The organism is Leifsonia sp. Soil_N53 (assembly GCF_057655165.1).
Genome location: NZ_JBDGMM010000046.1, coordinates 1 through 21,282, shown reverse-complemented (window position 1 = coordinate 21,282; position 21,282 = coordinate 1). Strand labels below are relative to the sequence as shown.

The window sequence follows — 21,282 nt, the reverse complement described above, 5'->3', positions numbered from 1 at the left end:
ACACGCGGATGCGCGTGTGCCAACGCCGACTCAGGCCCAGCCGAGCTCGTGGAGCCGGTCGTCGTCGATGCCGTAGTAGTGCGCGATCTCGTGCACGAGCGTGACGTGGATCTCGTCGCGGAGCTCCTGCTCGTCTTCGCAGATCGCCAGCAACGGCTCGCGGTACAGGATGATGCGGTCCGGCATCTCGCCGAACCCGTAGGCGCCGCGTTCGGTGAGGGCGACGCCGTCGTAGAGCCCGAGCAGGTCGAGCGACCCGTCCTCCGGGCGGTCCTCGACGACGAACACCACGTTGTCCAGGCCGTCGATCATCTCGTCAGGCAACTGGTCGAGCTCGTCGGTGACGAGGCTCTCGAATGCGTCGGCGTCCAGCCAGGGGACGGGGGCCGGGCCGGTGCTCACCTCGGCGAGTCTACCGGCGCGGCCGCCGTCCCCTCAGCGGTCAGGGCTGTCGGATCCGGTTCAGTACCAGTTCACGGCCTCGGAGTGGCCCCACGCGCTGCACGGGGTGCCGTACGAGCGCTTGATGTAGTCGAGGCCCCACTTGACCTGGGTGGTCGCGTTGGTCGCCCAGTCGGTGCCGAACGAAGCCATCTTGCTGCCGGGCAGCGCCTGCGGGATGCCCGTGGCGCCGCTGCTGCCGTTGGAGGCCTGGTAGTTCCAGTGCGACTCCTTGGTCCAGAGGCTGTCGAGGCACTGGAACTGGTCGTCGCCCCAGCCGTAGGTGGCGGCCATGATCGACCGCGCGGAGCCGCGCGCGCCGTCGGGGGTGTTGGCGTTGGCCTGCGCAGCGGCTGCTGCGGCGGCGGCTGCGGCGGCGGCGGCAGCGGCGCGCTGGTCGGCGGCCACACCGGCCGCGGCGAGGGCCGCGGTGGCGGCGTCGGTGACGTCGATCTGCTTGCGGAGCTTCGAGTCGTCCAGCTTCTTGAAGTCGTCGAGGCCGGCGATCGCGGTCTTCGCGGCGGAGGCGTCCGCCTTCGCGGAGTTCGCCTGGACGGTGGTCTCGGCCTTGGCCAGGCTCTGCTGGGCGATGCCCTCGAGCCGGTCGCGCCAGAGCTTGTCGTAGACACCGAGCTGGTCGTGGTGGATGCCGGTCGAGTCCGAGAGCTCGCGGGTGGAGCGGACGCTCTCCTGCTGCTGCGCGAACATCGGGGCGACGATGCTCGCCGACATGATGACCGCGGCGGCGCCGGTGAGGACGCGCCCGACGGAGACGTTGGACGAACGGACGATGGAACGGAGAGTGCTGAGCATATGTTTCCTGGGTCGGGCTTCCCCGCCAGGCCGCGCGGCATCCCGTTCGGGAGCCGGGCACGGCGGAGAACGCTCGCGGGGGAGCGCTCTCGGACGGGCTGGCAACCGCGCACGGACGCACGGAAGCGCCACGGACCGGGGGGTCCGGAGGCGCGGCGTTCGACGCGGGTGTGCCGCACCAGGTATTCGGGGGTGACGTCCGGGGGTTCGGGGGTCGGACGGCGGCGCAGCACGTGACGGCGTTCACTGCCGTCGGCCAATCACGCTAGACGGCTACTCTGGACAACTCGGGCACACTCCCTGGCAAAGTCGTGTGTGGGCGCGCTCTCCCGCGGTATTCCGGGCATCTGGCGGGCCGCGAACCTGGCAGCGCGCTGTGCGTGGTCAGTCTCGGGCGCCGAACGCGGCGTGATCGCGTTCGTCGGCCGCCTCCGCCGCGGCCTCGGCCGCCGCCATGCGCGCGTCCGTCACCCAGATCATCCCGATCAGCATCGCCAGCGACACCGCGCCCATGCTGAGGAACACCGCCGGGAGGCCGAAGAACTCGGCGATCACGCCTGCGGCGGCCGCACCCAGCGGCATCGTGCCCCAGGCCAGCAGGCGGTAGGCCGAGTTGAGCCGGCCGAGGAGGCGCTGGGGCGTGACGCGCTGTCGCAGCGACACCGTGATGACGTTCCAGATGGACACGGTGATGCCGCCGAGGAAGAATCCGGCGCCGATGATGTACGGGTTCGTGGTGAAGGCGGGCGTGGCGACCGTCAGCAGCGAGCCGAGCACGGTCAGGGTCAGCGCCTTCGAACGGCCGAACAGGCGCTCCGCCGGGTCGGCGAGGAAGGTGCCGGCCACGCTGCCGAGCGCCGAGGCGGTGAGCAGGAGGCCGTAGCCGGGGTCGGTGAGCTTCATCGCCGACGCGGGTCCCACCGCATAGAGCACCAGTACGGTGAAGACGGCGCTGCTGGCGAAGTTGAAGCCGCCGACCATGATCGCGAGGGTGCGCAGCAGCGTGCTCCCGCGCAGGAACCGCAGGCCCTCGGCGATGTCGGCCCGGATCGTGGTCGTGCGCGGGTGGTCAGTGGTGAAGCGGCCTCGGACCAGGAGCAGCATCCCGATCGCCGCGACCCAGAGCAGCACCGGTGTGCAGAAGGCGAGGCCGATCCCCGCCGCGACGAGGAAGCCGCCGAGCGGCGGGCCGACGAACTGGTTCGTGGTGAGCTCGGCCGCGTACAGCCGGCCGTTGGCGCGCGAGAGCGAGCGCTTGCTCACCAGCTGCGGGAGGATGGACTGCGACGACGTGTCGTAGACCGTCTCGGCCACGCCGATGCAGATCGCGGCGGCGTAGAGCAGCCAGATCGACCCGGCCCCCGCCACAGCGGCGACGGTGAGGAAGGCGAGGAACGCCGCACGGGCGGTGTTGGCCACGAGCATCAGCCTGCGCCTGTCGTAGCGGTCGGCCAGGGCGCCGGCGAGCAGGGCGAACACCAGCCAGGGCAGGGTGAAGGCGAAGGTGAGGCCGGCGATGAGCCCCGGGGAGTCGGTGTACCGGATGGCGACCAACGGCAGCGCGACCTTCATCACGCCGTCGGCGAGGTTGGAGAGGGCGGACGACGTCCAGAGCTTCCAGTAGCGCGACCCCAGGGGTTCGGCCGGAGTCGCCTTGGCTTTCGATTCCACCTCGTCAGCTTCGCACAGTGATTGAGAAAACTCAATCGACATCAAGAAACTCAATCGGTCGGGTATCCTCGGGGTATGTCCGGTCAGACACCCGCGGAGGCCGCACGAAGCGTGCCCGGCCCGTCCGCCGATCCCGACGCCAAGCGGCGCCCGGCCACGGTCGCCGAGCTCAAGGCGCTGTCGCATCCGTTGCGCGTGCGCATCCTGCGCCTGTGCGGGGACCGCGAACTGACGAACAAGCAGCTCGCCGACCGGCTGGGGGAGGATGCCGGCACGGTGTACTACCACGTCCGGCAGTTGGTGGCCGCGGGCTTCCTGGAGCCGGCGCCGGTCCGGTCGGGGGAGAGCGGCGCGCTCGAGAAGCCCTACCGTTCCACCGGCCGGAGCTGGTGGCTGTCGGTCGCCGTCGACGAGCTCGCCGCGGGTGGCGGTGTCGCGCCGGTGGAGGCCTTCCAGCAGGAGCTCGCGGAGGCCGGCCCCGCCTCCATCGCGACGTATGCGCGGTTCTCGCTGCACCTGTCACCGGAGGATGTGGCGGAGCTGGACCGGCGGATCGTCGCCGTCATCGACTCTTACGTGGAGACCGACCACGAACGCGGCCACCTGCCCGCCCACGGCGGCATCTTCGTGCTGCACCGGAGCGCGGACTGACGGCGGATACACGGAGGCAGATACGCGAAAGGGCACGTCACCGACGTGCCCTTTCAGCTCATTGGGGTGAGTAACGGGGCTTGAACCCGCGACCTCCTGGACCACAACCAGGCGCTCTACCAGCTGAGCTATACCCACCATGTTCCACGCACGACCCGGTCATCTGAGATGGCCGTTCCGTTCGAGGCAACTCATCGATTCTAGTACATTCGAGCGGACCATTTTTCCACGACGCCCGCGGCGGCCTCCTGGGTCTGCTCGGTGCTGGGTCCCGGCTCGTCGACGAAGGCCGCTGCACGGTAGTAGTCGAGCTCGCGGATGGACTCGAGGATGTCGGCGAGGGCGCGGTGGCCGCCGTTCTTCTCCGGTGCGTTGAAGTAGATGCGCGGGTACCAGCGCCGGGCGAGCTCCTTGATCGAGGAGACGTCGACGTTGCGGTAATGCAGGTGGGTGTCGAGCCGCGGCATGTACTTGGCCAGGAACATCCGGTCGGTGCCGATCGTGTTGCCGGCGAGCGGCGCCGTGCGGGCGGAGGGGGCGTACTTGAGGACGTACTCGAGCACCTCGTACTCGGCCTCGGCGAGGCTCTTGCCGTTCGGGATCTCCTCGATGAGCCCGGAGGTGGTGTGCATCTCGCGCACGAAGTCGCTCATGTTGGCGAGCGCGGAGGCGTCCGGCTTGATCACGATGCTGAGCCCCGGGTCGAGCACGTTGAGCTCGAAGTCGGTGATGACGACGGCGATCTCGACGAGCTCGTCGACCTCCAGGTCGAGTCCGGTCATTTCGCAGTCGATCCAGACCAGTCGATCCGATGAGGCAGCCATGCCCGCAAGTCTAGTGCGGGCCTCCGACGATGCGCGGCTGGCCGGTGATCAGGGACTGGCCGGCGATCAGCGGCTGGCTGCGCACGGGCAGCGGCTCGGGGAGCTTGGCGCTGAGCCCGTCGCCGGAGGAGATTCCCCGCAGCCGCCGCGCCGCCCACGGGATGGCGTGCACGCGCAGCCAGGTCCGCAGCGGGAGCTCGTCCGGCCCGGCCGGCGGCTCCGGTACGTCGATGTGCGGGTCGACCGCGTCGCCGAAGGTGGTCTCCGCGTAGGGCACGCCGAGGGCGTGGGCGGCGTGCGTAGCGAGGAGCCGGTGGCCGCGCGAGCTGAGGTGGACGCGGTCGGCGCCCCACATCGCCGGGTCGCGGAACTCGCGCACGCCCCACACGTCGAGGACGACGGCGTGGTGGTCGCGGGCGATGCTCCAGATGTTCGCGTTGAAGACGGCGGCGCGCCCACGGAAGGGTTTCAGGAAGAACGCGAACTGCGGGTCGAACAGGTTCGCCAGCAGCACGGTCGTCCCGTGCGAACGGAGCATCCGCACCCCGTCGGCGAGCCGGTCGGCGAGTGCGTCCGGATCGGCGGTCGGGCTCATCAGGTCGTTGGCGCCGACGAGCACCGACACCAGATCGGGCTGCAGCGCGAGCGCGCCGGGAACCTGCTCGCCGACCACGTCGGCGATGCGCCGGCCCCGGACGGCGAGGTTGGCGAACTCGACGGTCCCGCCCGAGAGCCGCGCGTCGCCGTCGAGGATGCCGGCCAGCCGGTCCGCCCAGCCGAGCCAGGCCCCTGGCCGCGCGGGCGCGGGATCGCACAGCCCCTCGGTGATCGAGTCCCCGAGGGCCACATAACGCGTGTAGGCGGTCCTGGTCACGCCCTGATTGTCGGCCCCCGGAGTGACGAGCGGGTGACACGGCGGGCTCCGTCGCGGGATGGTCGCCGGGAATTCGCCCGACGTACACTGGTCGTCGTGGATGCGACACCCGCCGTTGACCGTCCCGTCACCCGGGACGTCGCCCTGACCCTGTACACCTCGGCCTTCTGCGAGCCGTGCATGCAGACCAGGGCGGTACTCGCCGAGGCCGTGCGCCTCGTGCCCGGCCTGACCGTGACCGAGCGCGACGTCGCCCGCGACCCGGCACGCGCAGAGTCTGACGGCATCCGTTCGACCCCAACGGTGATCGTGCTGGGCGAGGACGGCGCAGAGGTCTTCCGCGCCGAAGGCGTCCCCACCCTGAACCAGGTGCTGGTCGCCGCCGCCCACGCCCTCTGACGCGCCCGCGAGACGGCTGACTCTCCGCCGCCTCGTGCGATTCGGGCCCACTTCGCGCCGCTTCGACGCTGCTCCTGCGCGTGGGTGCCCCCGGCAGGAATCGAACCTGCGACCAAGAGATGAGAAGCACCGCGAGAGCTGCTCCTGCGCGTGGGTGCCCCCGGCAGGAATCGAACCTGCGACCAAGAGATTAGAAGGCTCCTGCTCTATCCGCTGAGCTACGGGGGCGCGGCCTCCACGATACCGTAGCCGCCCGGGGCGTTTCGGACCCCCGCCCAGCGGCCTACAGCGTCGCCCCGGCCTTCCCCGCCCGGTTCACGATCGCGATCACCGGCCGGCGCCCGCGCAGCCCGAAGCGCAGCCGTAGGCTGGCGTGCCGCGCGATCATCCACGCCACTACGACCGCCGCCGCCGCCGGCACCAGCCCCGAGACCGCCATCGCGATGTGCGGCCCCACGGCCTCCACCAGCCAGCCCATCAGCGGGCCGCCGATCGCCTGGCCGCCGAGCAGCACCAGGATGTAGAGCGAGATGACCCGTCCGCGGATCTGCACGTTCGACGACATCTGCACCAGCGAGTTCGCCGCCGTGATGACGAGCAGGTTGCCGACGCCGATGCCGACCAGGAGCACGCTGAAGGCGATCTCGCCCGGAGCGATCCCCGCCAGCGCCTGCACGATCCCGAGCGCGGCCGCCGTGCCGACCACCATCGAGAGGCGCACCGAGGTGCGGCGGGTGGAGGCCAGCGCCCCGCAGAGCGCGCCGGCGGCGACGAGCGCGTTGAACATCCCGTAGCCCCGCGCGCCGACGTCGTACACGTTGTTGGCGAACGCCGCCAGGAAGACCGGCATGTTGAACGCGAAGACCGCGAGCACCGCGACCATCACCACGGTCCAGAAGATCACCGGCTTGCGCCGCACGTAGCGGATCCCCTCGGCGAGCTGGCCCTTGCCGCGCGGCGCAGCGGGCGAGTGGTGCAGCTCGTCGCGGCGGAGGCTGAGCAGCGCTCCGACGACCGCCAGGCAGGCGACCGAGTTGATCACGAACGACCAGCCGCCGCCGACCGCGGTGATCAGGATGCCGCCGAGCGCCGGACCGATGAGGCCGCCGAGCTGGAAGATGGACGAGTTCAGGCTGATCGCGTTGCGCAGGTAGGCCGGCCCGACCAGCTCGTTGACGAAGACCTGGCGCGCCGGGTTGTCCACGACGGTGACCATGCCGAGAGCGAACGAGATCGCGTAGACGTGCCACACCTGCACCGCTCCGGTGAGCGTCAGCGCGGCGAGCAGCGCCGCGAGCGCCGCGGCGGCCGACTGCGTGCAGACCAGCAGGCGCTGCTTGGAGTACCGGTCGGCGATGACGCCGCCCCAGAGGCCGAACACCAGCATCGGGGTGAACTGCATGAAGACCGTGACGCCGACCGCTGCGACGCTCCCGGAGAGCTGCAGCACCAGCCAGTCCATCGCGATGCGCTGCATCCAGACGGCCGTGTTGGCGACCAGGTTGCCTGCGGCGAACCGGCGGTAGTTGGCGACCCGCAGCGAGATGAAGGTCTCGCGCCACGGCGGACGTGCGCTGAGTGCGGGCATGGGGCCGGTGGGCGGGGCTGCTGTGGGGTTCGCCACGGGTGTGTTCCTGCGTTCCTGGTTCCGTATGGGTGCTCGTGTGCTGTCTACGCTACGGAATCGGCGGTATTCTTGCTGCGAATTGAAGCTATAACTCCCATTGGCTTTCCGAATAACTGCTCGCCGGCGAAGGGACCCGATGTTCGACCCCGTCCTCCTGCGCACCTTCCTCGCCGTCGTGGACACGCGATCGTTCACGCGCGCGGCCCAGCGGCTGGGCATCAGCCAGCCGACCGTCAGCCAGCACGTCAGGAGGCTGGAGCAGGCGGCCAAACGGCAGCTGGTCTCCCGGGACACGCGTGAGGTGCGGCTGACCGACAACGGCGACGCCATGGCCGGGTTCGCCCGCACGATCCTCGCCGCCCACGCCGAGGCGGACAGCTACTTCAGCGGTTCGGCGATGCGCGGGAGGTTGCGGTTCGGCGCGGCCGACGACCTCGCGATCACCACGCTGCCGCGCATCCTCCGGCACTTCCGGCAGCAGAACCCGCAGGTCAACCTCGAGCTCACAGTGGACCAGTCCGGCCCGTTGCACCGCCGGCTCAAGGCGGGCCAGCTCGACCTCATCTTCATCAAGCAGAACCCGGGGACGACCGACGGCACCGTGGTGGCGACCGACGAGCTGGTCTGGATCGGTCAGGAGAAGACCGCGCTCGAACCGGATCAGCCCGTGCCGCTGATCGCCTACCAGGGCCCGAGCCTCAGCCGCCAGATCACGATCGACGCGCTGGAGGCCGCCGGGCGCACCTGGCGGATCACCTGCAACACCCGCGAGGTGAACGGCGTCCTCGCGGCCGTGCGCGCGGGGCTCGGGGTGGCGGTGTTCCCGCGGTCGCTCATCCCGACCGACCTCATCAAGGTCAGCAACCGGTTCAGCCTCCCGGAGCTCGGGCACGTGGAGTTCACGCTGCTGTCGAACCCGTCGGCGGCGCGCGAGCCGGTGGAGGCGCTCACCACGGCGATCCTCGCGCGGGCGGTCACGCGCGTCCTGTGACCGGGCGGACCCGCGCGCTCATCCTTCGATGGGGACCCGGTCCGGGTCGGGAGGCCGCACCCCGCCGTCCGCCGAGCGCTGCCGCAGCAGCAACGCCACCACCGGGAAGATCAGCACCGACAGCATCCCGGCGCCGACCAGGGCCGTCGCCGTCCCGGAGTTCAGGTCGTGGTCCTTCAGCCCGATGTTCGTCACGGCGACGATGATCGGAAGCCCGGTGGCGCTGAACAGCGTGAGCGACGCCCGGTCGGAGAAGGTCGAGCCGCGCGGCGCCGCGATCGACCCGGGGAGGCCGCGCACGACCAGCAGCAGCACCAGGAAGATCGGCAGCAGCAGCAGCGCGTGCGGGTCGCCGAGGAGCCCGCGCAGGTCGAATGCGACGCCCGTCTGGATGAAGAACACCGGGACGAGGACGCCGAAGGCCACGGCCTCCAGCTTGGTCTCGATGAGCTTCGCGTCCGGCTCGGCCGCACCCGACAGCAGGACGCGGACGACCACGCCCGCCGCGAACGCGCCCAGCAGCATGTCCAGGCCGAGCGCGAGGCTCAGCCCGACCAGGGCGGCGACGGCCAGCACCACGACGCGCACGGCGAACTGGCCGCTGGTGTGCAGGGTGGCGCGCACGAGCGCGTGGAAGCGCTGGTGGCCTCCACGCGCGGCGAACCACACCGCGCCCGCGGCGATGACGGCGAAGACGATCAGGACGACTGCCGCGACGAGCGGCCTCCGCCCGCTGAGGAACAGCGAGATCGCCAGCAGCGGCCCGAACTCGCCGACCGCGCCGACCGCGGTGACCGCGAGGCCGAACGGGGTGCGCAGCTCGCCGGCGTCGCGCAGCATCGGCATCAGCGTCCCGAGCGCGGTCGAGCACAGCGCCACCCCGACGTAGACGCCGGCGATCGCGTTCGGGGCGAGCAGCACCCCGAGCAACACGCCCGCGGTCAGCGAGATGAGCCAGCCGAGGGAGGCGCGGCGCAGCGGCCGGCCGCGGACGGCGTGGAAGTCGATCTCGTTCCCCGCCATGAAGAACAGGAAGGCGAGCCCGAACTGGCTCACGGCGTGCAGCGCGTCCGACGCCGGCACCCAGCCCAGCACGCTCGGTCCGACCAGGATGCCGAGCAGGATCTCGAACACGACGAGCGGGATCTTCGCGACGCGCCCCACCGCGGAGGCGATGAGCGCGGCGACCACCGCCAGCAGCGGTACGAGGACGATCGTTCCGACGAGCGGGTTCATGGGGCCGATGGTAGAGCCGGGCCGCTCGTGCGGGGAGTTCACATGCCCGAAATCCACGCAGACTATCGTGGTCAGCATGCGTGAACTCCAGGCCAGAATCATCGACGAGCTGAACGTGACGCCGAGCGTCGACGCCGCGGGGGAGGTCGCCAGACGCGTCGACTTCCTCGTGCGCTATCTGACGGCGACGGGCGCTTCCGGGTTCGTGCTCGGGATCAGCGGCGGACAGGACTCGTCTCTGGCGGGCCGGATCTGCCAGCTCGCGGTCGAGAAGCTCGCCGCCGAGGGAGTCGAGGCCGAGTTCATCGCCGTGCGCCTGCCGTACGGCGTCCAGCACGATGAGGACGACGCGCAGCTCGCACTGTCGTTCATCCGGCCGGAGCGCACCATCGCCTTCAACATCAAGGGCGGCGTCGACGGCGTGGACGCCGAGTTCGGCGAAGCGGTCGGCGAAGCGATGACCGACTTCAACAAGGGCAACGTCAAGGCGCGCATCCGGATGGTGGCGCAGTACGCCATCGCCGGCCAGCGGCGCCTGCTCGTGGTCGGCACCGACCACGCGGCGGAGGCGGTGACCGGCTTCTTCACGAAGTACGGCGACGGCGGCGCCGACGTGCTGCCGCTCAGCGGGCTGACCAAGCGGCAGGGCCGCGCGCTGCTGGAGCACCTGGAGGCGCCGGCGCGGCTCTACGAGAAGGCGCCGACCGCCGATCTCCTCGACCTCGACCCCGGGCAGACCGACGAGGCGAACCTGGGCATCCACTACAGCGACATCGACGACTTCCTGGAGGGCAAGGACGTCGCGGACGAGATCGCGTCGGCGATCGAGACGCGCTACCTCGCGACCGAGCACAAGCGTCGGGTGCCGGCGAGCATGTTCGACACCTGGTGGACGGAGCGCGGCGACTACAGCCGCTGAGCCGTCCGCTCCCTGGTACGACGAAGGGGCGCCGACCTGGTGGTCGGCGCCCCTTCGTTTCCGCGGTGGGTGGGCCGTCGGGAGGTGCTGCGCGTGAGGTGCTGCGAGCGGGAGGTCAGCCGACCGGCTGGCCGAAGCGCGGGTTCGGGGTGGTGTCGTTCTCGTCGCCGGCCGCGGCGAAGGCGGACACCGGGAGCGGGGTCTCGGCGTGCGAGGCGGCGTCCGCGGGGTAGGCCGTGTCGGCCGCGATCGGTGCCAGGCCGGCCGAAGGAGCCGAGGCGGCGTAGCTGGGGGCGGGCGCGGCCGTCTCCGGAGCGGCCGCGGGCGTCGCGTACTGCTCGTGGTGCTGCTGCGCGACCCAGGCGTCCTGCTGGGCGAGCACCGTGGTTCCCGGGTCGGCGCTCTCGAACCGCCAGCGCTCCAGGTCGCCCTGGAAGATCCGGCGGGCGCGGCCCGGCTTGTTCTGCCATTCGATCAGCCGGTCGCGGAACTCCGCGATGGCCGGGTCGAGCTGGTAGCCGAAGGTCGCGGACGCGCGCTTCATCTCGGCGAGCTGGTGCCCGGCCCAGGTGGCGGCGATGCCCGCACCCTTGATCGGCAGGAGCCGCACGAGGATGTCGGCCTGGCCGACGGCGCGGTCCGAGAGCACCTGCTCGGCGGGGGTGAGCGAGTTCCACACGGACGCCTCGGTCGCCGCATCGACGAGCGCGGCGATCGCGCTGGCCTTCTGCTGGCGGTCGGTGCGGGAGAGGAGTCCACGGAGGGCGCCGCGCGCGATCCACGCGGCGAGCAGACCGGAGACGATCACGGCGATCGCGAGGACCGCCGCGTTGAAGACCGCGGGCTGCGCGGCCGACGAGTTGAGCCAATCGACGAAGTCATTCCACCACTGCATGCGGTGATGGTAGCGGGGCGGACCGTTCCGTCCGGGCAGCGGCCGCGCTGTGTCGCGCATCCCGGTGCAAACCTCATTCGGCGCGCGGTGTGCGCGGCGGAGTGCAGAATGGTGTTCGGACCGATCGAAGGGATGGACCGATGCAGACTTTCGTCCTCGCCGGCGGGTGCTTCTGGTGCCTCGACGCCGTGTACCGCGTGCTGCGCGGCGTGCAGGACGTGGTGTCCGGCTACACCGGGGGCACCACAGCGGACCCGAGCTACGAGGAGGTGTGCACCGGCACGACGGGGCACGCCGAGGCCGTCGCCGTCACCTTCGACCCCGAGGTGATCCCGGCGGACGTCATCCTCGATGTGTTCTTCACCCTCCACGACCCGCGGCAGCTGAACCGGCAGGGCGCGGACGTCGGCACCCAGTACCGGTCGGCGATGTTCTCCGACGGCGACGCGCAGCGCGAGCTGTTCGAGGCCGCGCGCGACCGCGCGTCGGAGTATTGGGAGGGCGGCATCGTCACGACGATCGAGCCGCTCGGACCGTTCTACCGCGCGGAGGAGTACCACCAGGACTTCTTCGCCAAGAACCCGGGCCAGGGCTATTGCCTGGCCGTCGCGCTGCCCAAGGTGAACAAGATCCGGGCGTCGTACGCGCCCTACGTGATCGCCGCCTGACCCGGGCCGGCTTTTCCTCCACAGCTCGCGCGCCTGGCGAGTTCTCCACGGATCTGCGTCTTCCCGGCCTCGCGGCTTGCGCTGCGGCCAGAGTGGGTGCACGGCCTCAGCTGGGGGCCGGGGAACGGGGGAGAGGATGACCGAGACAGTGGCGGTGCGGGGAACGGTGGCGACGAGTCCGCGCCATGTCGTTCCGGAGGCGGGGGCGCCGATCACGAGCTTCCGGCTGGTGACGGACGACCGGCGGCCGAGACGACGAGCGGAGTCGGGCCGGGCTGCAGCGAACGAGGCGGCATCAGACAGCGGCGCGCAGTGCAACTGGTTCACCGTGACCGCCTTCGACGACCTCGCGGTGCACGCTGCGGCGTGCATCGCGCGTGGCGATCCCCTCGTCGTGACCGGGAGGCTGTGCGTGCGCGATTGGGAGGGTGAACAGCTCGGGGTGACGGTGGAGATCGAGGCTCAGGCCATCGGCCACGATCTGGCGTGGGGTCGCAGCGAGTTCACGCGGTCTGTGGTCGGGGTCGCGCTGCCGGACCCGCTGAGCGCGGTGCCCGGCGTGCCTCGAAGTCAGGGGCAGCCCACAGCCGCAGGGCCCTAGGGTGGACGGCATGAGAGCGTCCGCCCGACCAGCCGTCCTCCTCGCCGGCGCGGCCGTCGCGGCGGCTCTGCTGCTGAGCGGGTGCACGGGCGGCAGCCCTGCGGCGACGACGTCGAGCGGGCCGCAGACGGCTTCGTCGCACACAACAGGGTCGGCGGCGCCGACTCCGCCCACGTCCACCGCAAGCGCGGCGCCCGAGCTCGTGCCGGGAGGCACCGCGAAGCAGAACCTGGCGTTCTTCGACACGGTCAACCGGGCGACGATCGCGGCGAAGCCCGGCGCACAGGGCCGCGACTTCATCGACGCGCTCGTGGCGGCCGGATTCAGCAAGCCCGACATGCAGCTCACGCCGGACATGACCACGATCGGGCTCAAGGCCGCGTCGATCCAGTTCTCGGTGCGGTTCGGAGACACGTGTCTGATCGGGCAGTTCGGGGAGGCCGCGGGCGGCTACTTCAGCCTGACCAGCCCCTCGCTCGCCACCGGAGGGTGCTTGATCGGGCAGACCCGGCCGATCGACTGGTAGTTCCCGGTATCCTCGTACAGGGCTTCGACCCCGCGAGTCCAAGACAGGGAGTTCAGGAACAAGAGTGGCCGAATACATTTACTCGATGGTCAGGGCCCGCAAGGCCGTCGGCGACAAGGTGATCCTCGACGACGTGACGATGGCGTTCCTTCCGGGCGCAAAGATCGGCGTCGTCGGCCCGAACGGCGCCGGTAAGTCGACCATCCTGAAGATCATGGCCGGCCTCGACAGCCCGTCCAACGGCGAGGCCAAGCTGTCGCCCGGCTACACGGTCGGCATCCTCATGCAGGAGCCGGTGCTCGACGAGAACAAGACTGTGCTCGAGAACGTCCAGGAGGGCGTCGGCGAGATCAAGGGCAAGGTCGACCGGTTCAACGAGATCTCCGGGCTGCTGGCCGACCCGGACGCGGACTTCGACACGCTGCTCGCCGAGATGGGCACGCTGCAGGAGCAGATCGACGCCGCCGACGCGTGGGACCTCGACTCGCAGCTCGAGCAGGCGATGGACGCCCTCCGGTGCCCGCCGGGCGACTGGCCGGTCAACACGCTCTCCGGCGGTGAGAAGCGCCGCGTCGCGCTCTGCAAGCTGCTGCTGCAGAAGCCCGACCTGCTGCTTCTCGACGAGCCCACCAACCACCTCGACGCCGAGAGCGTGCTCTGGCTGGAGCAGCATCTCGCCAAGTACCACGGCGCCGTGCTCGCCGTGACCCACGACCGGTACTTCCTAGACCACGTGGCCGAGTGGATCGCCGAGGTCGACCGCGGCCACCTCTACCCCTACGAGGGCAACTACTCGACCTACCTCGAGAAGAAGCGCGAGCGGCTCGAGATCGCGGGCAAGAAGGACGCCAAGCTGGCCAAGCGGCTGTCCGAGGAGCTCGACTGGGTCCGCAGCAACGCCAAGGGCCGCCAGGCCAAGTCCAAGGCCCGCCTGGCGCGCTACGAGGAGATGGCGGCCGAGGCGGAGCGCACCAGGAAGCTCGACTTCGAGGAGATCCAGATCCCGCCGGGGCCGCGTCTCGGCCAGATCGTGATCGACGCGAAGAATCTGCAGAAGGGCTTCGGCGACCGCGTCCTCATCGACGGCCTCACGTTCACGCTGCCGCGCAACGGCATCGTCGGCGTCATCGGCCCGAACGGCGTCGGCAAGACGACCCTGTTCAAGACCATCGTCGGACTGGAGCCGCTCGACAACGGCGACCTGAAGGTCGGCGAGACCGTCCAGATCTCCTACGTCGACCAGACCCGCGGCGGCATCGACCCGAACAAGAACGTCTGGGAGGTCGTCTCGGACGGGCTCGACTACATCCAGGTCGGCAAGACCGAGGTCCCGTCGCGCGCATACGTCTCCACCTTCGGGTTCAAGGGGCCGGACCAGCAGAAGAAGGCCGGCGTGCTCTCCGGCGGTGAGCGCAACCGCCTCAACCTGGCCCTGACGCTCAAGCAGGGCGGCAACCTGCTGCTCCTCGACGAGCCGACCAACGACCTCGACGTCGAGACGCTCTCCAGCCTCGAGAACGCGCTGCTCGAGTTCCCCGGCTGCGCCGTGGTCATCACGCACGACCGGTGGTTCCTCGACCGCATCGCGACGCACATCCTCGCCTACGAGGGCACCGAGGAGAACCCCTCGGACTGGTACTGGTTCGAGGGCAACTTCGAGGCGTACGAGGAGAACAAGATCCAGCGCCTCGGCCCGGACGCCGCCAAGCCGCACCGCTCCGCGTACCGCAAGCTCACGCGCGACTGACGCCGGCATGCGACTGCACGTCCCGATCAAGCTGCGCTGGAGCGACCTCGACGCGTACGGCCACGTGAACAACGCCGCGATGCTGCGCCTCCTGGAGGAGGCGCGCATCGAGGCGTTCTGGGCGACCGACGAGCACGCGGTCGGCGGTTCCACGGCCGTGCTCGACGGCCGGCCGGGCGCCGACACGCTGACGCTGATCGCCCGCCAGGAGATCGAGTACGTCGCCCCCATCCCGTACCTGCGGCAGCCGCTCGACGTGCAGCTCTGGCTCGGCAGGCTGGGTGGCGCGAGCCTCGAGGTCAACTACGAGGTGTGGACGCCGCAGGGCATGGAGCCCCGCGTCATGTTCTCGCGCGCGGCGACCACGATCGTGCTGGTCGACGCCGAGAGCCAGCGGCCGCGCCGGATCAACGACCGCGAGCGCGCGGCGTGGACCCCGTACCTCGACGACCCCGTCCAGTTCACCAAGCGCTGACCTGCGCTCGCACCCACGCCGAGGGGCACGTCCTTGTCACTTCCTGAGCCCGGAAGTGACAACGACGTGCCCCTCGACTGGTGGAGGGGGTGCGTCAGGACGGGGTGATGGTGACTTTGTCGCCGGAGACTGCGGCCTTCAGCTTCGTGAGCGGGTTGCGCGCGGGGCCGTTGATGACGTCGCCCGTCGTCCCGTCGAAGCGCGATCCGTGGCAGGGGCAATCGAATTCCTTCCCCTGCGGAGCGACCGTGCAGCCCTGGTGTGTGCACACCGCGCTGAACGCGACCACGCTGCCGGCAGACGGCTGCGACACGACGATCGGCGTCGAGCCGAGCTGGGCGGAGACAGCGCCGCCGACCGGGATCGATGAGAGCGGGACGGTGGCCGAATTCCCGTTCCCCGCTCCGTCGCCGGATGCGCCCGAACCCTGCGGCGTGCATGCCGCAAGCAGCAGCGCCCCCGCGCCTGCTGCGGACACGCCGCCGATCTGAACGAGGGTGCGGCGCGTCAGCGGCGCGGATTCTGTCATCGTGGGATCCTCCCGGTCGGCAGTGCTTTCTCCTAGCGTAGGCACGAGAGAAGGACGCGTCGGGTTCACACGTGGACTTCTGAACCTTTTCATCGTCGGCCCCGTGAACAGTGCAGGAGGTGACCATGCCGGATGAGGACGCACGCCTGCTGCGGGAGCTGCACGACCAGCACGCGCAGGCGGTGTGGCGTTATGTCGTCCATCTCACCGGCGACCGAGCGATGGCCGACGACGTCGTGCAGGAGACCCTGCTCCGGGCGTGGCGCAAGCCCGCGGTGCTGGACCAGAGCCAGCGCTCCGCGCGCGCCTGGCTCTTCACCGTCGCCCGAAACATCGTCATCGACGACAAGCGGAGCGCGCACGCGCAGCACGAGTTCGGCACGGAAAACCTCCCCGAGCGTCCCTCGCCGGACGACCAGGCCGACGCCGTGCTCGACGCCTGGCTGGTCTCGGACGCGCTGGCGGAGCTCTCGGACGAGCATCGCGCCGTCATCGTCCACGCGTACTACGGCGGAAGGTCGATCTCGGAGATCTCCCGGGAGCTGGACATCCCGGAGGGCACGGTCAAGTCGCGGCTGCATTACGGCCTCCGGGCCATGCGGCTCGCTCTGCAGGAGAGAGGGGTGACGGAGCGATGAACCACGATGAGTTCGCCACCTGGGACGCCGCGTACGTGCTCGGCGCCCTCGCCCCCGCCGAGCGGAGGCAGTTCGAGGAGCACCTGCGCGAGTGCGGGCGCTGCTCGACCGCGGTCGCCGAGCTCGCCGGCATGCCCGGCCTCCTCGGCCGGGTGCCCCGGGAGCAAGCGTTCGCCCTGCTCGACGAGGAGGCGCCGCAGGACGCCGGTCTCGGCGCGGAGGTGCTGCCTACGCTGCTGGACGCCGCCCGGCGGCGCAGGCGGCGGTCGCGGTGGCTGGTGGGCGGTCTCGCTGCTGCGGCGGCGGCCGTGCTCGTGGGGGCCATCGCGATCGCCGTCCCGGCACTGGAGCCCGGCTCGCCGTCCGGGACGAGTGTCGCGATGGAGCAGGTGGAGCCGAGCGCGCTGTCGGCCGACCTCCACCTGACGTCCGAGCCGTGGGGGACGCGGATCGACTCGCGCTGCGCCTACGCGAAGGTCGGCGGAGACGACGGCGGCCGCACCTGGACGTACGCGATGGTGGTCACCGACCGCTCCGGCAACCAGACGCAGGTCTCGACCTGGACCGCCAGCGAGGGCACGGTGGTCGAGCCGGCGGCGACGACGAGCGTGCCGGTCTCCGACATCGCCGCGATCGACATCCGGGCCGCGGGCAACGGGACGGTGCTGCTGCGCAGCACGTTCGGGAGCTAGCGCGAGCGCCGGCCGGGCCCCGGCCGGCGAGCTAGTCCCGCAGCTTCGCCGCGTCGGGGACCCGGATGGTGGCCTCCTGCGCGACGCTCGCCACCAGCCTGCCGTCGCGGCTGAAGATGCGGCCGAGGGAGAGCCCGCGGCCGCCGCTCGCGCTCGGCGACTCCTGCGTGTAGAGCAGCCACTCGTCCACCCGCGCCGGCCGGTGCCACCACATCGCGTGGTCGAGGCTCGCCGCCTTCAGGCCGGGGGTCGCCCAGGCGACGCCGTGCCGGCGCATGACCGACTCCATGATCGTGTAGTCGCTGGCGTACGCGAGCGCGGCACGGTGCAGGGCCGGGTCGTCGGGGAGGTCGCCGATCGACCGGAACCAGACCGCCTGGTGGGCGACGTGGGCGCCTTCGACCGACAGGTAGATCGGCGACGGCACGTGCCGCATGTCGAAGGGCCGCTGGCTCGCCCAATACTGCGCGACCGGATGCTCGACGTCCTCGAGCGTCTCCGCGGAGTTGGGCAGGGTCTCCGGATCGGGCAGGTCCTGCGGCATCGCGACCTGGTGCTCGAGGCCCTCGTCGTCGTCCTGGAACGACGCGATCATGGACAGGATGGGCAGCCCGTTCTGGTAGGCCTGCGTGCGCCTGGTCGAGAACGACCGGCCGTCGTGGATGCGGTCGACCGAGAAGGTGATCGGATAGTTGACGTCTCCCGGGCGCAGGAAGTACCCGTGCATCGAGTGGATGCTGCGGTCGTCGGCGACCGTGCGGGTCGCCGCGATGATCGCCTGGGCGAGCACCTGGCCGCCGAACACCCGGCCGAGCGGCATCCACTGGGAGGGCCCCGTGAAGATGTCCTCGCTCGTGCGGGCACCGGTGTCGGTGAGGTCGAGCGCGGCGAGCAACGATTCCAGGGGCTCTGTCACAGTGTCTCCGTCCGGGGTCTCTAGTAGCTTAGAGGGCAGATGAGCCAGTCGTTTTCCCTCCAGGACACCCTCGCCGCCGCCGACCTGCAGACGTACCTGTCGCGCGCCGCCCGCGTCGAGGAAGGGTCGGTGCGCCTGATCGCAGGATCGGGCGTGCTCGCCGTGTACACCGCCATCCTCTATCCGAGGGGGCTGCTCGACCAGACGCCGACGGTGCTCGGCCTGCGCACGTTCGTGACGCACGCCGACGTCGAGTTCGACGTCGTGGTCCCCATCCGCTCGCTGCTCGACCGGCTCGCGCGTGTGCGCGAGGCGGCGGAGAGCGCGGCGGCCGCCTCGGAGACCGGAGCGGTCGAGGAGGAGGGCCGCGACGGGGACGAGTCGGGGGCCGTCGACGGCGCCGTCGAGAGCGCGCCGCTGGAGGTGCGGCTGCCGATGGAGGCGCCGTCCGTGACCTGGGCGGGCATCTCGCCGCCGCGCGGCGGCTGGCGTCAGGTCGGCGAGGCGGGCTACCAGCTCATGCGGGAGGCCGCGGCGGCCGGCATCGCCGAGGTCGCTGAGGCCGTGCCGACGGGCACCGGCGAGCAGCTCGTCCAGCGCGTGCGCGCCGAGGTCTGGGGCCGTCCCATCGACGGGCTGGAATACGTGCCGGCCGGCGCGGCGTTCGCGGCGGAGAGCCTCGGCTTCCTGGCCGTGGACGAGCCGGTCGCCATCCTGGAGACCGGTCCGTGGACGCGCCTGACCACGCGCCGGGGGCACACGCTGATCCGCCGCCAGTCGTGGAGTCTGCGCGGCTGATCCGCCAGCCTAGGGGCCTGAGCCAGCGGGAGCGGGCTCACACCGCCCGCGCGACCGCCCGCCCCGCCTGCCGCCCCGAGAACAGGCAGCCGCCGAGGAAGGTGCCCTCCAGCGCGCGGTAGCCGTGCATGCCTCCGCCGCCGAAGCCGCTCGCCTCGCCCGCGGCGTAGAGCCCGGGCACCGGCGCGCCGTCCGCGCCGAGCACACGGCCGTCGAGATCGGTCTCGATGCCGCCCAGGCTCTTGCGGGTGAGGATGTGCAGCTTCACCGCGATCAGCGGCCCGGCCTTCGGATCGGTGAGCTTGTGCGGCGACGCCACCCGGATCAGCTTGTCGCCGCGGTACGCGCGGGCGGCACGGACGGCGGCGAGCTGCAGGTCCTTGCCGAACGCGTTGTCGAGCTGGCGGTCCCGTTCGCGCACGTGCCGGGTCACCAGCTCGGTGTCGAGCGGCACCTCAGACAGACGCTGCATCCCGGTCAGCAGTGCGTCGAGGGTGTCGGCCACGACGAAGTCGGCGCCCTTCTCCTTGAACGCCTCCACCGGTCCGGGCGCCCCCGGTCCGACGCGCTTGGCCAGCAGCCTGACGTCCTTGCCGGTCAGGTCCGGATTCTGCTCGCTGCCGGAGAGCGCGAACTCCTTCTCGATGATCTTCTGGGTGAGAATGAACCAGCTGTAGTCGGAGCCCGTCCTGCGCAGGTGCTCCAGGGTCCCGAGCGTGTCGAACCCGGGGAACAGCGGGGCGGGGAGCCGCTCGCCGCGGGCGTCGAGCCACAGCGAGGACGGTCCGGGCAGGATGCGGATGCCGTGCCGCTGCCAAACCGGGTCCCAGTTCTGGATGCCCTCGGTGTAGTGCCACATCCGGTCGCCGTTGATGAGGCGCGCGCCCGCCGCCTCCGCGATGCCGAGCATCCGGCCGTCGACGTGGGCGGGCACGCCGGAGAGCATGAAGTCCGGGGGAGTGCCGAGCCGCTCCGGCCAGGCCGCGCGGACCAGGTCGTGGTTGCCGCCGATGCCGCCGCTGGTCACCACGACCGCGGGGGCGCGCAACTCGTAGTCGGCGATCCGTTCGCGGTTGCTCGGCGCGCCGCGCTTGGCGGCGTCGGGCTTGAGGATCTCGCCGCGCACTCCGGCGACCCGGCCCTCCTCGACGATGAGCTCGTCGACGCGGTGACGGTGCAGCAGGCGCGCCGTGCCGGTCGCCGCGGCGGCCTGCACCTGCCGGACGAACGGCTCCAGCACCCCGGGGCCGGTGCCCCAGGTGATGTGGAAGCGCGGCACGGAGTTGCCGTGGCCGGCCGCCGTGCCGTCGCCGCGCTCGGCCCAGCCGACGACCGGGAAGAACCGGACGCCCTTCTCGTGCAGCCACGCGCGCTTCTCTCCGGCCGCGAACTGGAGGTACGCCTCGGCCCAGCGATGGGGCCAGTGGTCCTCCGCGCGGTCGAAGCCGGCGCTGCCGAACCAGTCCTGCCGGGCGAGGGCGAGCGAGTCGGTCACGCCCATCCTGCGCTGCTCGGGGGAGTCCACGAGGAACAGCCCGCCGAACGACCAGAACGCCTGGCCGCCGAGGGAGGCCGCGGGTTCCTGGTCCAGGATCGTCACGGTCTTGCCGGCGTCGAGCAGCTCGCACGCGGCCACCAGCCCCGCGAGGCCGGCTCCCACCACGAGGCAGTCGGGTTCTGAGGTCATGGCGTGTCTCCTTCGGCACGGCGGGACGGCGAGGTTCGGGCTACTCCTCGAATGTGTTGACCATAGCGAACGCGGCACGCTCCAGGTAGCTCCAGAGCGTCTCGTCCTGCAGCGGCGGGAGCGCCAGCTCGTCCACGGCCACACGCATGTGCGCGAGCCAGCGGTCGCGGGCGTCGGGGTTGACCCTGAACGGGTTGTGCCGCATCCGCAACCGGGGGTGGCCGCGCTCCTGGCTGTACGTGGTCGGGCCGCCCCAGTACTGCTCCAGGAAGAGCGTCAGGCGTTCCTTGGCCGGCCCGAGGTCCTCCTCCGGATACATCGGCCGGAGCACCGGGTCGTCGGCGACGCCGCGGTAGAACGTGTCGACGAGCCGCACGAACGTGGCGTGGCCGCCGATCTCCTCGAAGAAGGACGGGCCGGCGGGTGGCCCGACGGGGATGGTGGTCATGTCACTCGGCTTCTTCCGCGGGAGGCCGGCCGGCTGTCGGGGGCTCAGCGGCCGGGGGCTTGGGCGTGCGGGGCTTGGCGGTCGGCTTGGCGTCCGAGTCGGCCGGCGCGGCGGTCGTGGGCGTGGCCGGCTTCGCCGCGGACGACGGCTTCGCCGACGCCGGCTTGGTCTCGATCGCCGGCCGGATGCGGATGGCGCCCGGGTCGGGCGCCCGGG

24 protein-coding genes, 2 tRNA genes and 1 pseudogene are annotated in these 21,282 nt (G+C 71.1%); 12 read left to right on the top strand and 15 right to left on the bottom strand.

From position 1 onward, the window contains the following. Positions 1 to 30: 30 nt before the first annotated feature. The 3 genes from AC3A3H_RS05800 to AC3A3H_RS05790 form a co-directional block, all read right to left on the bottom strand. Positions 31 to 312 carry a metallopeptidase family protein gene (locus tag AC3A3H_RS05800; protein ID WP_487613667.1) on the bottom strand — a complete coding sequence of 94 codons (282 nt, stop codon included), beginning with the start codon at positions 310 to 312 and terminating at the stop codon, positions 31 to 33. Positions 313 to 462: 150 nt separating this feature from the next. After that, a complete protein-coding gene (locus tag AC3A3H_RS05795) occupies positions 463 to 1,254 on the bottom strand; it encodes an aggregation-promoting factor C-terminal-like domain-containing protein (RefSeq protein ID WP_487613596.1) in 792 nt (263 codons plus the stop codon). Positions 1,255 to 1,638: 384 nt separating this feature from the next. Beyond that, complete coding sequence (locus tag AC3A3H_RS05790) at positions 1,639 to 2,925, bottom strand: MFS transporter (RefSeq protein ID WP_487613595.1); 1,287 nt, start codon at positions 2,923 to 2,925, stop codon at positions 1,639 to 1,641. A gap of 75 nt (positions 2,926 to 3,000) precedes the next feature. Between AC3A3H_RS05790 and AC3A3H_RS05785 the strand changes: the two genes are divergently transcribed. Then, positions 3,001 to 3,576, top strand: a complete 576-nt coding sequence (locus AC3A3H_RS05785; RefSeq protein ID WP_487613594.1) for an ArsR/SmtB family transcription factor — start codon at positions 3,001 to 3,003, stop codon at positions 3,574 to 3,576. Positions 3,577 to 3,638: 62 nt separating this feature from the next. Here the strand turns inward: AC3A3H_RS05785 and AC3A3H_RS05780 are convergent. The 3 genes from AC3A3H_RS05780 to AC3A3H_RS05770 all read right to left on the bottom strand — a co-directional run bounded on the left by AC3A3H_RS05780 (position 3,639) and on the right by AC3A3H_RS05770 (position 5,274). Next, positions 3,639 to 3,714, bottom strand: a tRNA-His gene (locus AC3A3H_RS05780). 62 nt (positions 3,715 to 3,776) lie between these two features. Beyond that, complete coding sequence (gene orn, locus AC3A3H_RS05775) at positions 3,777 to 4,400, bottom strand: oligoribonuclease (RefSeq protein WP_487613593.1); 624 nt, start codon at positions 4,398 to 4,400, stop codon at positions 3,777 to 3,779. 10 nt (positions 4,401 to 4,410) lie between these two features. Further along, on the bottom strand, positions 4,411 to 5,274 hold the full coding sequence (locus AC3A3H_RS05770; RefSeq protein WP_487613592.1) for an SGNH/GDSL hydrolase family protein: 864 nt from the start codon (positions 5,272 to 5,274) through the stop codon (positions 4,411 to 4,413). A 96-nt stretch (positions 5,275 to 5,370) separates the two neighbouring features. On the opposite strand from AC3A3H_RS05770, the gene AC3A3H_RS05765 reads away from it, so the two are divergent. Then, the gene (locus AC3A3H_RS05765; protein WP_487613591.1) at positions 5,371 to 5,673 is read left to right on the top strand and encodes a glutaredoxin family protein; all 303 of its coding nucleotides are present in this window, start codon (positions 5,371 to 5,373) and stop codon (positions 5,671 to 5,673) included. Positions 5,674 to 5,828: 155 nt separating this feature from the next. Here AC3A3H_RS05765 and AC3A3H_RS05760 read toward each other — a convergent pair. Both AC3A3H_RS05760 and AC3A3H_RS05755 read right to left on the bottom strand, forming a co-directional pair. After that, a tRNA-Arg gene (locus tag AC3A3H_RS05760) sits at positions 5,829 to 5,901 on the bottom strand. A gap of 55 nt (positions 5,902 to 5,956) precedes the next feature. Next, complete coding sequence (locus AC3A3H_RS05755; RefSeq protein ID WP_487613666.1) at positions 5,957 to 7,261, bottom strand: MFS transporter; 1,305 nt, start codon at positions 7,259 to 7,261, stop codon at positions 5,957 to 5,959. A 175-nt stretch (positions 7,262 to 7,436) separates the two neighbouring features. Here AC3A3H_RS05755 and AC3A3H_RS05750 point away from each other — a divergent pair, with 175 nt between their 5' ends. Beyond that, positions 7,437 to 8,291 (top strand): LysR substrate-binding domain-containing protein, encoded by an 855-nt coding sequence (locus tag AC3A3H_RS05750; protein WP_487613590.1) that lies wholly within the window; start codon positions 7,437 to 7,439, stop codon positions 8,289 to 8,291. An 18-nt stretch (positions 8,292 to 8,309) separates the two neighbouring features. Here the strand turns inward: AC3A3H_RS05750 and AC3A3H_RS05745 are convergent, their stop codons facing one another. Next, complete coding sequence (locus AC3A3H_RS05745) at positions 8,310 to 9,527, bottom strand: cation:proton antiporter (protein WP_487613589.1); 1,218 nt, start codon at positions 9,525 to 9,527, stop codon at positions 8,310 to 8,312. Between the two features lie 76 nt (positions 9,528 to 9,603). On the opposite strand from AC3A3H_RS05745, the gene nadE reads away from it, so the two are divergent. Beyond that, positions 9,604 to 10,446 carry an NAD(+) synthase gene (nadE, locus tag AC3A3H_RS05740; RefSeq protein ID WP_487613588.1) on the top strand — a complete coding sequence of 281 codons (843 nt, stop codon included), beginning with the start codon at positions 9,604 to 9,606 and terminating at the stop codon, positions 10,444 to 10,446. A 115-nt stretch (positions 10,447 to 10,561) separates the two neighbouring features. On the opposite strand, the gene AC3A3H_RS05735 is transcribed toward nadE, so the two are convergent. Continuing rightward, positions 10,562 to 11,341 (bottom strand): hypothetical protein, encoded by a 780-nt coding sequence (locus tag AC3A3H_RS05735; protein WP_487613587.1) that lies wholly within the window; start codon positions 11,339 to 11,341, stop codon positions 10,562 to 10,564. 140 nt (positions 11,342 to 11,481) lie between these two features. Here AC3A3H_RS05735 and msrA point away from each other — a divergent pair, with 140 nt between their 5' ends. From msrA to AC3A3H_RS05710, 5 genes are all read left to right on the top strand, one after another. Next, a complete protein-coding gene (gene msrA, locus AC3A3H_RS05730; protein ID WP_487613586.1) occupies positions 11,482 to 12,009 on the top strand; it encodes a peptide-methionine (S)-S-oxide reductase MsrA in 528 nt (175 codons plus the stop codon). A 136-nt stretch (positions 12,010 to 12,145) separates the two neighbouring features. After that, entirely contained in the window at positions 12,146 to 12,610 is a 465-nt protein-coding gene (locus AC3A3H_RS05725) for a single-stranded DNA-binding protein (protein ID WP_487613585.1), read from the top strand. 10 nt (positions 12,611 to 12,620) lie between these two features. Next, positions 12,621 to 13,136, top strand: a complete 516-nt coding sequence (locus AC3A3H_RS05720; protein ID WP_487613584.1) for a DUF6993 domain-containing protein — start codon at positions 12,621 to 12,623, stop codon at positions 13,134 to 13,136. A 64-nt stretch (positions 13,137 to 13,200) separates the two neighbouring features. Next, positions 13,201 to 14,883: an energy-dependent translational throttle protein EttA gene (ettA, locus tag AC3A3H_RS05715; protein WP_487613583.1), complete on the top strand. Its 1,683-nt coding sequence runs from the start codon at positions 13,201 to 13,203 to the stop codon at positions 14,881 to 14,883. 7 nt (positions 14,884 to 14,890) lie between these two features. Then, complete coding sequence (locus AC3A3H_RS05710) at positions 14,891 to 15,358, top strand: acyl-CoA thioesterase (RefSeq protein WP_487613582.1); 468 nt, start codon at positions 14,891 to 14,893, stop codon at positions 15,356 to 15,358. A gap of 94 nt (positions 15,359 to 15,452) precedes the next feature. Here AC3A3H_RS05710 and AC3A3H_RS05705 read toward each other — a convergent pair whose 3' ends face one another. Further along, positions 15,453 to 15,887 (bottom strand): QcrA and Rieske domain-containing protein, encoded by a 435-nt coding sequence (locus AC3A3H_RS05705; RefSeq protein ID WP_487613581.1) that lies wholly within the window; start codon positions 15,885 to 15,887, stop codon positions 15,453 to 15,455. Between the two features lie 125 nt (positions 15,888 to 16,012). Here AC3A3H_RS05705 and AC3A3H_RS05700 point away from each other — a divergent pair, with 125 nt between their 5' ends. Together AC3A3H_RS05700 and AC3A3H_RS05695 are read left to right on the top strand one after the other, a co-directional pair. Then, positions 16,013 to 16,525 carry a sigma-70 family RNA polymerase sigma factor gene (locus AC3A3H_RS05700; protein WP_487613580.1) on the top strand — a complete coding sequence of 171 codons (513 nt, stop codon included), beginning with the start codon at positions 16,013 to 16,015 and terminating at the stop codon, positions 16,523 to 16,525. Continuing rightward, a complete protein-coding gene (locus AC3A3H_RS05695; RefSeq protein WP_487613579.1) occupies positions 16,522 to 17,217 on the top strand; it encodes an anti-sigma factor family protein in 696 nt (231 codons plus the stop codon). Before AC3A3H_RS05700 ends, AC3A3H_RS05695 begins: the two co-directional genes overlap by 4 nt. 31 nt (positions 17,218 to 17,248) lie before the next feature. Here the strand turns inward: AC3A3H_RS05695 and AC3A3H_RS05690 are convergent, their stop codons facing one another. Continuing rightward, entirely contained in the window at positions 17,249 to 18,133 is an 885-nt protein-coding gene (locus AC3A3H_RS05690; protein WP_487613578.1) for an acyl-CoA thioesterase, read from the bottom strand. A gap of 39 nt (positions 18,134 to 18,172) precedes the next feature. On the opposite strand from AC3A3H_RS05690, the gene AC3A3H_RS05685 reads away from it, so the two are divergent. Then, positions 18,173 to 18,931: a DUF8185 domain-containing protein gene (locus AC3A3H_RS05685; protein ID WP_487613577.1), complete on the top strand. Its 759-nt coding sequence runs from the start codon at positions 18,173 to 18,175 to the stop codon at positions 18,929 to 18,931. 37 nt (positions 18,932 to 18,968) lie between these two features. On the opposite strand, the gene AC3A3H_RS05680 is transcribed toward AC3A3H_RS05685, so the two are convergent. The 3 genes and pseudogenes from AC3A3H_RS05680 to AC3A3H_RS05670 form a co-directional block, all read right to left on the bottom strand. Next, on the bottom strand, positions 18,969 to 20,618 hold the full coding sequence (locus AC3A3H_RS05680; protein WP_487613576.1) for an FAD-binding dehydrogenase: 1,650 nt from the start codon (positions 20,616 to 20,618) through the stop codon (positions 18,969 to 18,971). A gap of 40 nt (positions 20,619 to 20,658) precedes the next feature. Next, a complete protein-coding gene (locus tag AC3A3H_RS05675) occupies positions 20,659 to 21,066 on the bottom strand; it encodes a globin (RefSeq protein WP_487613575.1) in 408 nt (135 codons plus the stop codon). Between the two features lies 1 nt (position 21,067). Beyond that, positions 21,068 to 21,282: pseudogene (locus AC3A3H_RS05670) on the bottom strand (translation initiation factor IF-3); the annotation flags it as partial.

Bases quoted from the DNA above. Each gene is read 5' to 3' on its own strand.
- AC3A3H_RS05695 (WP_487613579.1), top strand. From the start codon at position 16,522: ATGAACCACGATGAGTTCGCCACCTGGGACGCCGCGTACGTGCTCGGC.
- AC3A3H_RS05675 (WP_487613575.1), bottom strand. From the start codon at position 21,066: ATGACCACCATCCCCGTCGGGCCACCCGCCGGCCCGTCCTTCTTCGAG.
- AC3A3H_RS05795 (WP_487613596.1), bottom strand. From the start codon at position 1,254: ATGCTCAGCACTCTCCGTTCCATCGTCCGTTCGTCCAACGTCTCCGTC.
- AC3A3H_RS05725 (WP_487613585.1), top strand. From the start codon at position 12,146: ATGACCGAGACAGTGGCGGTGCGGGGAACGGTGGCGACGAGTCCGCGC.
- AC3A3H_RS05745 (WP_487613589.1), bottom strand. From the start codon at position 9,527: ATGAACCCGCTCGTCGGAACGATCGTCCTCGTACCGCTGCTGGCGGTG.
- AC3A3H_RS05800 (WP_487613667.1), bottom strand. From the start codon at position 312: ATGATCGACGGCCTGGACAACGTGGTGTTCGTCGTCGAGGACCGCCCG.
- AC3A3H_RS05680 (WP_487613576.1), bottom strand. From the start codon at position 20,618: ATGACCTCAGAACCCGACTGCCTCGTGGTGGGAGCCGGCCTCGCGGGG.
- AC3A3H_RS05685 (WP_487613577.1), top strand. From the start codon at position 18,173: ATGAGCCAGTCGTTTTCCCTCCAGGACACCCTCGCCGCCGCCGACCTG.
- msrA (WP_487613586.1), top strand. From the start codon at position 11,482: ATGCAGACTTTCGTCCTCGCCGGCGGGTGCTTCTGGTGCCTCGACGCC.
- AC3A3H_RS05785 (WP_487613594.1), top strand. From the start codon at position 3,001: ATGTCCGGTCAGACACCCGCGGAGGCCGCACGAAGCGTGCCCGGCCCG.
- AC3A3H_RS05720 (WP_487613584.1), top strand. From the start codon at position 12,621: ATGAGAGCGTCCGCCCGACCAGCCGTCCTCCTCGCCGGCGCGGCCGTC.
- AC3A3H_RS05710 (WP_487613582.1), top strand. From the start codon at position 14,891: ATGCGACTGCACGTCCCGATCAAGCTGCGCTGGAGCGACCTCGACGCG.
- AC3A3H_RS05700 (WP_487613580.1), top strand. From the start codon at position 16,013: ATGCCGGATGAGGACGCACGCCTGCTGCGGGAGCTGCACGACCAGCAC.
- orn (WP_487613593.1), bottom strand. From the start codon at position 4,400: ATGGCTGCCTCATCGGATCGACTGGTCTGGATCGACTGCGAAATGACC.
- nadE (WP_487613588.1), top strand. From the start codon at position 9,604: ATGCGTGAACTCCAGGCCAGAATCATCGACGAGCTGAACGTGACGCCG.
- AC3A3H_RS05750 (WP_487613590.1), top strand. From the start codon at position 7,437: ATGTTCGACCCCGTCCTCCTGCGCACCTTCCTCGCCGTCGTGGACACG.
- AC3A3H_RS05705 (WP_487613581.1), bottom strand. From the start codon at position 15,887: ATGACAGAATCCGCGCCGCTGACGCGCCGCACCCTCGTTCAGATCGGC.
- AC3A3H_RS05755 (WP_487613666.1), bottom strand. From the start codon at position 7,261: ATGCCCGCACTCAGCGCACGTCCGCCGTGGCGCGAGACCTTCATCTCG.
- AC3A3H_RS05735 (WP_487613587.1), bottom strand. From the start codon at position 11,341: ATGCAGTGGTGGAATGACTTCGTCGATTGGCTCAACTCGTCGGCCGCG.